12 protein-coding genes and 1 pseudogene are annotated in these 12,383 nt (G+C 67.5%); 1 reads left to right on the top strand and 12 read right to left on the bottom strand.

The window, feature by feature from the left end; all coding sequences use genetic code 11:
- From ACRDTL_RS14700 to ACRDTL_RS14665, 8 genes and pseudogenes are all read right to left on the bottom strand, one after another.
- Window positions 1–1,068: pseudogene (locus ACRDTL_RS14700) on the bottom strand (FeS-binding protein); the annotation flags it as partial.
- A gap of 126 nt (window positions 1,069–1,194) precedes the next feature.
- Complete coding sequence (locus ACRDTL_RS14695; protein WP_431507435.1) at window positions 1,195–2,997, bottom strand: Hsp70 family protein; 1,803 nt, start codon at window positions 2,995–2,997, stop codon at window positions 1,195–1,197.
- Between the two features lie 141 nt (window positions 2,998–3,138).
- Window positions 3,139–3,552 (bottom strand): hypothetical protein, encoded by a 414-nt coding sequence (locus ACRDTL_RS14690; protein ID WP_431507434.1) that lies wholly within the window; start codon window positions 3,550–3,552, stop codon window positions 3,139–3,141.
- 43 nt (window positions 3,553–3,595) lie between these two features.
- The gene (locus tag ACRDTL_RS14685; RefSeq protein WP_431507433.1) at window positions 3,596–4,177 is read right to left on the bottom strand and encodes an oligopeptide transporter substrate-binding protein; all 582 of its coding nucleotides are present in this window, start codon (window positions 4,175–4,177) and stop codon (window positions 3,596–3,598) included.
- 64 nt (window positions 4,178–4,241) lie between these two features.
- Window positions 4,242–4,733 (bottom strand): hypothetical protein, encoded by a 492-nt coding sequence (locus ACRDTL_RS14680; protein ID WP_431507432.1) that lies wholly within the window; start codon window positions 4,731–4,733, stop codon window positions 4,242–4,244.
- 27 nt (window positions 4,734–4,760) lie between these two features.
- Window positions 4,761–5,690: an LLM class F420-dependent oxidoreductase gene (locus ACRDTL_RS14675; protein ID WP_431507431.1), complete on the bottom strand. Its 930-nt coding sequence runs from the start codon at window positions 5,688–5,690 to the stop codon at window positions 4,761–4,763.
- Window positions 5,691–5,710: 20 nt separating this feature from the next.
- Window positions 5,711–6,232 (bottom strand): hypothetical protein, encoded by a 522-nt coding sequence (locus ACRDTL_RS14670; protein ID WP_431507430.1) that lies wholly within the window; start codon window positions 6,230–6,232, stop codon window positions 5,711–5,713.
- An 88-nt stretch (window positions 6,233–6,320) separates the two neighbouring features.
- Entirely contained in the window at window positions 6,321–7,052 is a 732-nt protein-coding gene (locus ACRDTL_RS14665) for an MBL fold metallo-hydrolase (protein ID WP_431507439.1), read from the bottom strand.
- A gap of 99 nt (window positions 7,053–7,151) precedes the next feature.
- Between ACRDTL_RS14665 and ACRDTL_RS14660 the strand changes: the two genes are divergently transcribed.
- Window positions 7,152–8,099, top strand: a complete 948-nt coding sequence (locus ACRDTL_RS14660) for an LLM class flavin-dependent oxidoreductase (RefSeq protein ID WP_431507429.1) — start codon at window positions 7,152–7,154, stop codon at window positions 8,097–8,099.
- A gap of 3 nt (window positions 8,100–8,102) precedes the next feature.
- On the opposite strand, the gene ACRDTL_RS14655 is transcribed toward ACRDTL_RS14660, so the two are convergent.
- From ACRDTL_RS14655 to ACRDTL_RS14640, 4 genes are read right to left on the bottom strand one after another with little or no spacing between them, the layout of a single operon-like run.
- Window positions 8,103–8,573 carry a (2Fe-2S)-binding protein gene (locus ACRDTL_RS14655; protein WP_431507428.1) on the bottom strand — a complete coding sequence of 157 codons (471 nt, stop codon included), beginning with the start codon at window positions 8,571–8,573 and terminating at the stop codon, window positions 8,103–8,105.
- Window positions 8,566–9,441, bottom strand: a complete 876-nt coding sequence (locus ACRDTL_RS14650) for an FAD binding domain-containing protein (RefSeq protein ID WP_431507427.1) — start codon at window positions 9,439–9,441, stop codon at window positions 8,566–8,568. The genes ACRDTL_RS14655 and ACRDTL_RS14650 overlap by 8 nt, the downstream gene beginning before the upstream one ends.
- The gene (locus tag ACRDTL_RS14645; protein WP_431507426.1) at window positions 9,438–10,049 is read right to left on the bottom strand and encodes an SRPBCC family protein; all 612 of its coding nucleotides are present in this window, start codon (window positions 10,047–10,049) and stop codon (window positions 9,438–9,440) included. Before ACRDTL_RS14645 ends, ACRDTL_RS14650 begins: the two co-directional genes overlap by 4 nt.
- Before the next feature lie 13 nt (window positions 10,050–10,062).
- On the bottom strand, window positions 10,063–12,381 hold the full coding sequence (locus tag ACRDTL_RS14640) for a xanthine dehydrogenase family protein molybdopterin-binding subunit (protein WP_431507425.1): 2,319 nt from the start codon (window positions 12,379–12,381) through the stop codon (window positions 10,063–10,065).
- Window positions 12,382–12,383 lie beyond the last annotated feature (2 nt).

Here is a 12,383-nt window from a genome sequence, read left to right as displayed (position 1 = left end):
GTGATGTCCCTCGCCGCGGCCGGACTCGATGTAGCTGCCCTTGGCGGCCGGCTCCTTCTCCCCGAGCAGGTAGGGCGCCTTGGCCATCCAGTGGTCGCGCAGATCCATGATGATCAGCTTGGGCGAGTGCGGCTTGGCAGTGTTCCAGGCCGGGCATTGCGACTGGCAGCGCCCGCACTCGGTGCAGGTGGCGAAGTCCAGCATGGCCTTCCAGGTGAAGTCCTCGATCTTGCCGCGGCCGAAAACATCGTCCTCGCCAGGGTTTTCGAAGTCGATCGGCTTGCCGCCGGACTCCATCGGCAACAGCGGACCCAGCCCGTCGGGCAGCCGCTTGAACACGACGTTGATCGGCGCCAGGAAGATGTGCAGGTGCTTGGAGTGCAGCACGATGATCAGGAACGCCAACATGACAGCGATGTGCAGCAGCAGGGCCACCGTCTCCAGATTTTCGTTGCCGGCGTGGCCGAGCGGGCGCAGTATCGCACCGAAGAGATGCGAGATGAATGCGGCTTTGCCGTAGGGCAGCGTGCCGTTGTTGACGGCGGCCCCACGGAGCAGCGCAAACGTCCAGACAACGTTGAAGATCATCACCAGGATCAGCCAGGCCCCGCCGTTGTGCGACCCGTAGAACCGAGATGCGCGTCCGAGCTCACGCGGATTCCGCAGGATGCGGATGATCGCGAAGGTGACGATGCCGACGGTCACCGCGGCAATGAAGAAGTCTTGGATGAACCCGAGCGCGTCCGAGCGACCGATGAAGGGGATGTGGAATCTGTTGTCGAACAGCAGTCCGTAGGCCTCGATGTAGACGGACAGCAGGATGAAGAAGGCCCACATGGTGAAGAAGTGGGCCAGGCCGGGGATCGACCATTTCAGCAGCCGGCGCTGGCCGAGCACCTCGGAGAGCTCGATCCAGATCCGCCCCGCGATGTTGTCGCTACGCCCGGTGGCGGGTTGGCCGGAAAGCGTGAGCTTTGCCAGCCAACCGACTCGTCGCAGGGCGAGTAACCCGACGATCGCCGTCATACCCAGCCCCACGACAACTCTGATCAGCATCTGCGTCTGCACGGAGCGTCTCCCCAATTCCGGTTACTGAACGGTAACTTCGCTGACGTTTCGGGCCTGCTCGGCCAGCTCATAGTGACATCTTGCTGGTACCGAGCGCGACGCAGGCTGCCCTAACCTGCTGGCGCGCTACCGACCATAAGTGGGTGTGACCGGCACCAACGGCGGTATCCGGGCGGTCGTGGTGGGCGGGTACGTGAGGAACGGCGGATTGCTGTATGTGGTCGTCGGCGAAGTGGTGGTCGGCCGAGTCGTTGGCGGGGTGGTGGTTGGCACCGTGGTGGTCGGCACGGTGGTGGTCGGCACGGTCGTGGTCGGCACCGTGGTGGTCAGGGTCGGCTCGGTGGTCGATGGTGGCGGCGGGACCACCGACTCGGTGGAAGCCGGGGTCTCGCTCGTCGGCGGCGGCGGTGGGGGGATTGGGCCCACGCTGGGTAGCTCGCTTGGTGTCACGCTGCTGGTGGTCTTGAGGGGGCTGGTGCTGGAGGTGCTCAGCTTGAATGCGACCAACCCGGCTCCCAGCAGCGCGACCAGCGCCGCCGCCGCGGCCAGGCTAAAGATCACACCCGGGCGTTTGTGCCGGGGCGTCCGTTCGGGTGCGGGGACGGCGGGTTCGAACGCCACTGCGGGCGGAGCGGGCGCCGGCCGTTGCCCCTGCTCGCCGCTGTGGTCTTCGCCGGTGTACGGCAGCGGCTCTTTCGCCGAGGAGGCGTCCTGTGACCACGCCAGGGCACGGTAGGTCGCCGACTGGAGGCCGTCTTCCGGCGACTCCCCGGGTGCGGCGCGGGCGGCGTCGGCGGCCCACGCCGGCGAAACCACCTCGGTCGGTGCGCCGGCGTCCAGGCCAGCCGGAGCGGTGGCACCGGCCGCCACGCCGGTCGATGCGCCGGCGGCGCTCGCGGACGATCGCTGCTCGACGAGTACCGCCGCGCCGATGGCGGCGCTGAGCGTGGGTTGCGGTGTCGTCACCACCGGCACCTGCAGCCGCTCCTCCAGTTGCTGGGTTACCAATGGGATGCAGGCGCCGCCGCCGACCGTCGCGACTGCGGCCAGCCGGGCCGTCGGAATCTCAGTGCGCCGCAGTATCTCTTGCACGGTGGTGACACACCGTTCCAGCGGATCCGAGATGAGGTTCTCCAACTCGGTGCGGGAAAGCCGGATATCCTCGCCGGCACCGGGCACTCCGGCAGGCACGACGGCGACCGTGGCCGCCGACAGTTGCTCCTTGGCGCGTCGGCATTCGTCGAGCCGTTGGGCCGGTGACCGGAGCGGCTCGGTGCCGGTGGCGTCGGTGGCGCCGGCACCGCCGAAGCTGGCCTGCAGGTGCCTCAGGATCGCCTGGTCGACCTGATTACCGGAGAAGTCGCTGCAGCGGACCGTCTCCCCGATGTGCCGAAAATTGGCTGCGGCGTCGGTGAGAGTGACACTCGTACCGCCGGCGCCGAAGTCGCACAGCGCGACCACCCCATCGGTCGGGAAGCCCGGTTTGGCGTAGAGCGCAGCCAGGGCCGCCGTCGCGTCTGAGATCAGCATCGGCGGTTCGCCGTCGGGCGCGAGGGCCGGCTTCGATCGCATTGCTTCGCCCAGTTTCGCGACGGCGTTTTGGCCCCAATGGCCGGGAACCGCGATTGCCACCGGTTTCCCATAGCCGACGGCGCGGGCCATTGCATCGAGCGCCTCGACCGCTAACACGTCGCTGTGGTGCGTGGATCCGTCCGGTGCGAGGAACGGAGCCGGGTCGCCGATCCGCTCGGTGAACCCGCGCAGCACCAGGCCGGGCTCGGTCAGGTTGGGGTTGTCCTCCGGCACACCGACCTCGGGAGGCCGGTTACCGAACAATGTCAACACCGAGCGGCGGGTCAGCGGCACGCTGCCCACTCGCGCCGCCACAAAGTTGGCCACCCCGATCGATAACCCGAGCGAATCGCTCATATTGCACATACCCCTTGACGATCTCCCGTCACTATTGATCCCCCGATTCGGCGCTCGCTAATCCTGCTGCTGTGTGTCAGCTGGGCCGAATCCGGCCTCGGGTGCAATGCGATCGCCGTTGTAGATCGGGGCGTTTAGGCGCTAACGCCCGGGTATGGGGATGTTGGGGACGTTGGGGATGTAGTCGTCCCACCAGTGATGTCGGGGCGGTGGGGTGTTTAACGGCGGCGCCGGTGGGGCGATCGTCGCCCGGGGTGGGATTTCCGTTGTGGGTGCGGCGGTCGTGGTGGTGGGGGTGGTCGTCGTGGTCGTGGTGGTGGTTGACGACGTGGATGTGGTGGTCGATGGTGCGCCGCCTCCACCGCCGCTGGCCAGCACAACCAGGCCGTAGATGATCAGCCCGATGAGGATCGCCACGAGCAGACCCCAGCCCGCCAGCACCCACGGCTTGAGGTACCACGGCGACGGGTCATCGGCCGGACTGAACAGCCGGCCGTTGTCTTCGCCGAGTCGCGCGTCGTTATCGGCGTCGTCTAGTGGTTCGTTGCCCCCCACGGGGAGCGATCGTATCGGCTAGTGCCGCAAACATGCCAGGACGTCAGAGCCCCGGCGGCAACGTGATCGCGGTCGGCATCGGGGGCAGCGTGATCACCGATGGCGGGTTGAACGCCCCGGGTGGCGGTGCGCTCGTGGTGTCGGTGGTGGTCGGGGTGGTCGTCGTGGTGCTCGTAGTGTCGGTGGTCGTCGTGGTCGTGGTCGTGGTAGTGGGCGTCGTCGTGGTGGTTGTCGTGGTGGTGGTAGGCGCAGTCGTGCTGGCGGGTGGTACGACCGGTGCCACGCTCGTCGTGGTCGTCGTCGGTGCCGTAGTTGTCGTCGTGGCCGTGGTGGACGACGTGGTCGTGGCGGGGCTACTTCCGCCGCCGCTGACCACCCGCATGACGCCCCAGACAATCAACGCAATCAGGATCCCGACTGCCACACCCCAGATGATCAGCGCCGCAGGCTTGCGGTACCACGGTGTCGGTTCGGCTTCCGGCTCGGGTTCGCCCTCGTCGTAGTGCGGCTCGGTCTGATATTCGGCGTGGTTGGCGGCATATTGGGTCGGCTCATCGCCACCGTAGTTGCCGGCATACTGGGTCGGCTCATCACCGCCGTTGCCCGGGGGTTCGTGGCCTGCCACGGTCGCTGATGGTAGCGGCGGGCGCGGCAAAAACACCGTAGCCACGCGGGCGGCCCGCCTTTTGTCACAGGTGCGGCGGCAGCGTAATCACGGTCGGTACGTGCGGCAGGGTGATCGTCGACGGCAGCGGCGGCAGCGGCGGCATTTTGGGTAAGTGGGGCGGCTCGTGCACCGGAGGTCGCCCGGGCTGCGGTTGGACGGGCGGGTTGGTGTTCTCCGGCGGCGCTTCTTCGGTCGGGCTGGACGGCGATGTTGTCGTGGTTGTCGTGGTGCCGGTCGTCGTGGTGGTGGAGCTGGGTGTGGTCGATGTAGTGGTGGCGGGGCCGCCGCCGCCACCGGTGGACAGTTCGACGAGTCCGTAGATGATCAGCGCGATCAGGATCCCGATCAGTGTGGCCCAGGCGGCCAGCAGTGAGCGCTTGCGATACCACGGGGTCGGCGGCTGTTCCGCTTCGGAAGGCTCGACAGGACCGGTTGGTTCCTCCTCCTCCGCGCCGTAATTGGCCATCCGGGTTGGCTCTTTGCTCGGGTCGTCTGGAGGACCGTAGCGGGTCACGCAGCGATCGTACTGCGGTCGCGGGCCTCAGAGCTGCCGGATCACCTCGTCGGCGAACAGCTGCAGATGGTCCAAGTCGGCCATGTCGAGCACTTGCAGGTACATCCGTTGCACGCCGGTCTCGGCGAATGGGCCGATCCGGTCGACAATCTCGTTCGGTGCGCCCACCAGCGGAGAGTTGGTCCGCAGCTCGTCGAGGTCACGCCCGATCGCGGCGGCCCGGCGGGTGATCTCCGCGTCGTCACGCCCAGCGCACACCACGAAAGCCGCCGAATAAGTCATCGAGTCCATCGACCGGCCATTGGCCTGGATCGCGGCGCCGACTCGGTCGAACTGGGTTCGGACCGTGTCCAGCGACGCGAACGGCACGTTGAATTCGTCGGCGAACGTCGCGGCCAGCATCGGGGTGCGTTTGGCGCCCAGCCCGCCCACGATGATCGGTGGATATGGCCGCTGCACGGGCTTGGGCAGCGCCGGCGAGTCCTTCAGCGCATAATTGGCGCCCGCGTAGTCGAACGTTTCACCAGCGGGCGTGGTCCACAGTCCGGTGATGAGCTCGAGTTGTTCGGTCAGCCTTGCGAATCGCTCGGCGGGCGGCGGGAACGGAATCGCGTAGGCCCGATGGTCCTGCTCGAACCAGCCGGTGCCGATCCCGAACTCGACTCGCCCGCCACTCATGTCATCGACCTGCGCGACCGATACCGCCAGCGGCCCGGGGTGCCGAAATGTTGCCGAGGTGACCAGGGTGCCCAGCCGAATCGATGACGTCTCCCGGGCGATGCCGCCCAGCGTCACCCAGGAGTCGGTCGGGCCGGGCAGCCCGTCACCGCTCATCGCCACGTAGTGGTCGGACCGGAAGAACGCCGAGAAGCCCAGCGATTCGGCGGCCTGTGCGACGGCGAGCTGGTCGGCGTAGCGCGCGCCCTGCTGCGGTTCGACGAATACCCGAAAGTCCACGAGCGACAGACTATGCCCGCTCAGAACGTCTCGACGTGCTCGATGCTGACGAACATCCCGTGGCCGGTCCGGCTGTTGGTGAAGCGGGTTCCGTTTTCACTGGCCGCGATCGTCCAGCCCTCCGCGTCGTAGGTGCGGTAGTCGATCGTGACCGTGGGGATGTCGCCGAGGTTGCCCAGTATCCACTCGACCGTGCCGTCGGCGCTGACGCTCACGCCGTTGGCGTGTTCGCCGTCCTTTATCGGGGAGTTGGTGAACTCCGCCTCGCAACCGACGCTGCCGGTGCCGATCTGGCAGCGCGTCTGACCGGATTTGGTCTCGATGAACACGTAACCCTTGTCGTCGGGCGGCAATGGAATGGCTCCGGCCGGCCCCGTCGGCCTCGGCGTCCCGGGTTGCGGCGGCTTCGCAGTCGGCGGTGGGACCGACGGCTTGGCGCCGGGGGACGCCACCGGATTGCCGTCCACGGTTGAGCTGCAGCCGGCCACCAATAGGACTGCCAGCAGCCATCCGCCGGTTCGTGCCCTCTGCGCTAGCCGCACCAGCTCAGCCTACGCACGAAGTGACGCAAGTGACTGTAGTGACGCGCCTTGCTGCGCCGCTCTCGCGAGAGTGCAACTGCCGACGGTCTCACTTGGGCGATGCGTCGGTAGCTGCACTCTCACGGAATCCGGCGGACAGTCCGCGCAGCTGTCCGGCGCCGTCACCGCTGAACGACGCACCGTGCATCAGCGCCAACGTGGTCGGCTGCAATTGGGCCAACTGCTCCAGGGTGGGCGCCAGGTTGGTGGTCAGGCCGGTGGCATGGAATAACGACTCTGCTTCCAATGCCGGTGCCACACAGTCGGTTTCGGTCAAGGCGGGGCACTGGCCGACATGTGTGAGCAGGTCGCCCGCCAGCAGCGTCAAGGTCGTCTCGTCGAACCACAGCCCGCTTTCCCAGTTGTGCGGCACGTGCGGCGTGGCGATGAACCGCAATCGGTGCCCGCCGATATCGTGCGCGTCGTGTTCCGGGGCGACCACCGGCGGCCGGTCGCACATGTCGTTCAGCGAGAGCATGCACGCCAGCGGGCCGTGAATGACCTCGGCGTGCGGGGCAGCGGCCAACAGCATGTTCATCGCTCCGCATTCGTCGGCCTCGAGGTGGGCGAAGGAGATCCACCGCAGTCGCTGCAACGGAATCACCTTCGCGACGGCGTCCGACACCAACGGGAAGAGCTGCCGCATACCGCAGTGGAACAGGAACGGCTGCTCGCCGGTCAACAGGAACTGGTTGAACGTGAAGCCGTGTTCGGTGATGCCCGGTACCCAGGTGGAAAGCCGGAAGATGCCGTCGGCGATTTCGTCGACGTTGGTTTGCAGCCCAGTGTTCATGCCATCATCCTTGCGCGCTCGTTGAGTAGTGTCCGAGCAATGGATATCTCGTGTGCGTTCGCAACCTCGTCTGACAGTCCGGCGCACGTGCAGCTCGCTGAAGGGCTCGGTTACCAGCGTGCGTGGCTCTACGATTCCCCCGCCATCCTCCCGGACGTGTGGATGGCTCTGAGCCGGTGTGCGGAGCACACGTCGCGTATCGGTATCGGACCCGGCGTGCTTGTTCCCAGTCTGCGCCACCCGATGGTGAACGCCGCCGCCATCGCCGAACTGGTCGGTCAAGCGCCTGGCCGGGTCGCGGTGGCGATCGGTTCCGGCTTCACCGGCCGGGTCGCGTTGGGCAAGCGGCCGATGCCCTGGCGACAGGTCGCCGAATACGTCCGCTGTCTGCGGGCTCTTCTTGCCGGTGAAACCGCGGAGTGGGAGGGTGCGGCGGTCCGGATGCTGCAGCTGCCCGGGTTTGGGGCGGAGCGACCGATTGACGTGCCGATCCTGATCGGCGCCGACGGCCCCAAGGGCTTGGCCGTGGCGGCGGAACTTGGGGACGGCGTGTTTTCCGCCGCGCTGCCGCAACCCGATGCCGCGAAGGTCGCCGACTGGCGGGCGCTGCTGTCGTTTGGCACCGTGCTCGACCCCGGCGAAGAGTTGACCGCCTCTCGTGTCGTCGACGCCGCGGGGCCTGGGGCGGTGGTGCTGTATCACGCCACCTATGAACGCGGCGGCGCCGATGCGGTCGACGCACTGCCGGGTGGGCGGGAATGGCGCGAGGCGATCGAGGCCTATCCCGAGAATGAGCGGCATCTCGCTATCCACGAGGGACATCTGGTGAAGGCCAACCCCCGCGACGAGCCGCACGTCGCTGACCTCATCCCGTTCGCCAGCTCGACGGCGTTAACCGGCACCGCCGAGCAGATCACCGAGAAGATCGCCGCGCTCGGCGCACTCGGTGTCACCGAGATCGTCTACCAGCCGGCCGGATCCGACATCGGGCGCGAGCTACGGGCTTTCGCGTCGGCTGCCGGCCTTCCCGCCTAAGACTCACATCAGTTCGGTGGCGCGGTGCACGGCGTTGACGATGCCCTGGTAACCCGTGCACCGGCAGAAGTTGCCGGAAAGGCCTTCGCGGATTTCGGTATCGCTGGGCTTGGGGTTGTCGCGCAGCAGGGCGGTGATCGACATGACGAATCCCGGTGTGCAAAAGCCGCACTGCAGCCCGTGGCACTCGCGCAGCGCCGACTGCACCGGCGACAGCTCGCCGTCGGGGGAGGCGATGCCCTCGACGGTCGTCACCGCCATCCCGTCGACCTGGACGGCGAAGATCAGGCAGGATCGCACTGCGGCGCGGTCGAGCAGCACCGTGCAGGCCCCACACGCGCCGTGTTCGCAGCCCAGATGGGTGCCGGTCAGGCCGCACCGCTCGCGCAGGAAATCCGCCAGCGTCATGCGCGGCTCGACGTCAGCCTCGGTGTCGTGGCCGTTGACCGACAGCCGGACTCGTCGTTCATGCATTGCGTGCCTCCGTGCCGGCCTGGGTCCATGCCCGCGCCACCATCGCGGCGCCGACCTTGCTGCGGTATGCGGCTGACCCCTGCAGGTCGGTGGGAATGTCGTCGAGCCCGCTCATGGCGCGCTCGCCGACTTCCTCGGGTGCCAGTTCATCCACCGAGGTCCCGACGACCGCCTGCTCGGCAGCCGCTGCGCGCCGGGGTGTGGAGCCCAGTCCCAGCAAGCCGATCGCGCAGCGGGACACCCGGTCGTCGTCGTCGATCTGCACGGCAACGGCAGCGCCGGCGATAGCGAAATCACCGTGGCGGCGGGCGAATTCATGCACAGCGTAGCCGCAGCGACCGGCCCAGATCGGGAACCGCACCGCGGTCAGGAGTTCATCGGGTGCCAGCGATGTCTGCCATAGGCCGGTGAAGAACTCCGTGGCCGGAATCTGGCGGCGGCCGCGCGGCGACACCGCCTCCATCTGCGCGTCGAGCGCCAGCGCGACCGCGGCGTACTCCGCCGCCGGATCGGCGTGCGCGATCGCACCGCCGAGCGTCCCGCGGGTGCGGATCTGGAAGTGGCCGATGTACGGGGTGGCCAGTGTCAACAGCGGCACCGAGTCGGCGACCTCGTCGTCCATCCCGACAAAAGCGTGCGGTGTCGCCGCCCCGATCCGCACCTCGCCGTCGACCGGATCGATGCTTCGCAGCTCGTCCAGCCGGGAGATGTCGATGAGGTTCTCGAAGTAGGTGAGGCGCATGGCCAGCATCGGGACCAGGCTTTGCCCGCCGGCCAGGATCTTTGCACCATCGCCGTACTGGCCGAGCAGATGCACCGCCTCCTCGACGGTGTCCGGGCGGTGGTAGGCGAACGCTGCCGCTTTCATGTGCGCCGGCCCAGCACGAATCCGATCGCGGCGCCCAGCGCCACTCCGACTAACACGGGTAGCGCACGCTTGGCCAGCGGCAGGGCCACCACTTTGAGCAGGTCGACGGAGTCGGCATCGGCTGCCTCGGCGACGTTACTTGTCGTGGCGGAAGTTTCAGCGGTGTCCAGCAGCTCGGCCTCGAGACGCTCGGCGAACTGGCCGATCAGGTTGGTAGCCACGTCGGCCAGCACACCGCGGCCGAATTGGGCCGCTTTACCCGAGATGGTCAGGTCGGTGGTGATGGTAACGGCTGTGGTCGCTGGTCCTTCTTCTTTCAGTTGAGCGGTCACCACCGCGGCGGCGTTGCCGTTGCCGCGCGTTTCCCTGCCGTCGGCCTTGAGCACCACCCGCTGTGCGACGGCGTCCTTTTCCAAAAACGAGGCTATCCCCTTGTAGGACACGGTGATCGGACCCACTTTGACCTTGACTGCGCCGGTGAACTCGTCGCCGTCGGCGCTCAGCAGGGTGGCGCCGGGCAGGCAGGGGGCGACACGCTCGACATCGGTCAGCACCTCCCAGGTCTTCGCGGGCGGCACAGCGACCCGAAATTCGTTGTTGAGCTCCACTTTCCGGCTGTCCTTACTGTTGGGCCTGTTCGAGCAATGACACGATGGATGCCGGGCTGGCCGGCAGGTGGGTGAGCGTCACACCCAGCGGCGCCAGGGCGTCGTTGATCGCGTTGATCACCGCCGGCGCCGACCCGATCGCCCCGCCCTCCCCGACACCCTTGTAACCGCCGACACCGGGGCCGGGGATCTCGACATGGCCGAATTCGATCGGCGGCACCTCGGTGGCCGTCGGCAGCAGATAGTCGACGAACGTCGACGACAGCGGGTTGCCGTCGTCGTCGTAGACCAGGTTTTCCATCAGCGCGCCGCCGATGCCCTGCACGGTGCCGCCGGCGATCTGGCCTTCGACGACGTTGGGGTTGATCATCGGGCCGACGTCTTCACTGACGATGTAGCGCAACAGCTTGACATGCCCGGTGGCCACATCAACTTCGCACGTGCAGGCGTGGGTGGCGTTGGCCCAGTGGATCATTGTCTGCGAGGTGAAGCGCGCGGTCGCCTCCAGCGACGCCGACATCTCCGGCGGTAGCTGCTGTGGTTCGTAGTATGCCCGGTACGCCAGGTCGCCGAAGCTCACGCTCTTGGCCGGGTCATCGCGGACGATCGCCCGCGAATTCGCCAGTTCCACATCGGATTCCGCTACACCGAGATAGTGGGCCGCCATCGCCACGACCTGTTCGCGCAGCATCGTTCCCGCCTCGTTGACCGCCCCCGCCGTCATCGGGCCGCTGCGGCTGCCCTGGGTGCCCGCCCCGTACGGGGTGACCGCCGTGTCGCCTTGAATGCAGGCCACGTCATCGATGTCGGCGCCCAGCGCGTCGGCGGTCAACTGCACGACGGTGGTTTCGATGCTGTTGCCGGTCGACCCGCCGTTGACGTAGACGTTGATCTTGCCGGTCGGCTCGATGCGGATCGTCGCGCCTTCGGTGGCCAGGTGGCCGGTCGCTGCCCCGGTCGGTTCGATGTACGCCGAAAACCCAAGGCCCAGATAACGTCCCTGCGCCAGGGCGTCGCGCTGCTCCTTGCGGAAACCCTCGTGGTCGAGGATCTTGACCGCCTGCTCGAACGTCTCCGACGGTGCGACATGGTCGTACGGCATGCCGTTCGGGTTGACATACGGCATCTCGTCGCCACGAAGGATATTGCGACGACGCAACTCCACCGGATCCATGCCCATCTTGCGTGCGGCGATGTCCAGCAGAATCTCGCGTGCCAACGTCTCGTACTGCCACGGGCCCCGATATGCGGCCAGCCCCGCGGTGTTGGAGAACACCGTCCTGTAGCTGAAGCTGGCCTTGGGCACCCGATAGGGCCCCGGGAAGAACATGCCGATCGCCGCGGTGGTCAGCACCGGATACGGCGTCGGATAGGCGCCGACGTCCTGGATGAAGTCGATGTCGGCGGCCAGGATGGCACCGTCGTCGTCGAACGCCATCCGTGCAGTGCCGTCGACGTGCCGGGCCTGCCCGGCCGACATCAGGTTCTCGCGGCGGTCCTCGATCCACTTCAACGCCGCCGGCACCTTGCGGGCGGCCAGCAGAATGCACATGTCTTCGCGCATCGGCACGACCTTCTGGCCGAAGGCGCCGCCGGTGTCGCGCATGATCACCCGCACCCGCTGCGCCGGAATCCCCAGCAGCCGCGCGGCGAACTCGCGGAGCTCGTGCGGCGTCTGGGTGGACGCCCAGACGGTCAGCTCATCGGAAGCCGACGACCACTCGACGACCATGCCGCGGGTCTCGATCGGCACCGGCAGATAGATCTGCTGGTAAATGTTCTCCGACACCACGCACGCCGCCGACGCGAATGTCTGCTCGTCGGGCGGTGCGCCGGCCATCCCACCGGCGACGTTGTCCGGGTAGGCGTCATGGATGACCGCATCGGATCCCACAGCCTTGGTGAAATCGGCGATGCCGGACAGCGGCGCGTAGTCGACTTCGACCAGTTCGACCGCGTCCTCGGCGACATAGCGGTTCTCGGCGACGACCAGGGCAACCGGGTCGCCGACGAACTTCGCCTCGCCCTCGGCCAGCGGCGGGCGTGGCGTGTCCGGGACGTCCTTACCGGCGATGGCATGCCAGGCCTCTTTGACGCACGCGTTGAGGTCGGCGGCGGTGAACACCGCGCGCACCCCCGGCAGCGCCAGCGCGGCCGAGGCGTCGATGCCGTTGATCCGGGCGCGGGCGAACGGGCTGCGCACGAAACAGCCATGCAGCATGCCGGGCCGGGATACGTCGTCGACGAATGTGCCGCGGCCGGTGAGCAGCCGGGTGTCTTCCACCCGCGGGACCCGGGTGCCCGCGTACCGGGGCGAAACGGTTTCGACCATGG

Origin of the sequence: Mycobacterium sp., from assembly GCF_050700595.1 — a bacterium.
In the GTDB taxonomy this organism is placed as follows: Bacteria; Actinomycetota; Actinomycetes; order Mycobacteriales; family Mycobacteriaceae; genus Mycobacterium.
Note: the sequence above shows the minus strand (reverse complement) of the source record. Positions and strands in the feature narration are given on the sequence as shown.

Bases quoted from the DNA above. Each gene is read 5' to 3' on its own strand.
- ACRDTL_RS14695 (WP_431507435.1), bottom strand. From the start codon at position 2,997: ATGAGCGATTCGCTCGGGTTATCGATCGGGGTGGCCAACTTTGTGGCG.
- ACRDTL_RS14655 (WP_431507428.1), bottom strand. From the start codon at position 8,573: ATGCATGAACGACGAGTCCGGCTGTCGGTCAACGGCCACGACACCGAG.
- ACRDTL_RS14650 (WP_431507427.1), bottom strand. From the start codon at position 9,441: ATGAAAGCGGCAGCGTTCGCCTACCACCGCCCGGACACCGTCGAGGAG.
- ACRDTL_RS14640 (WP_431507425.1), bottom strand. From the start codon at position 12,381: ATGGTCGAAACCGTTTCGCCCCGGTACGCGGGCACCCGGGTCCCGCGG.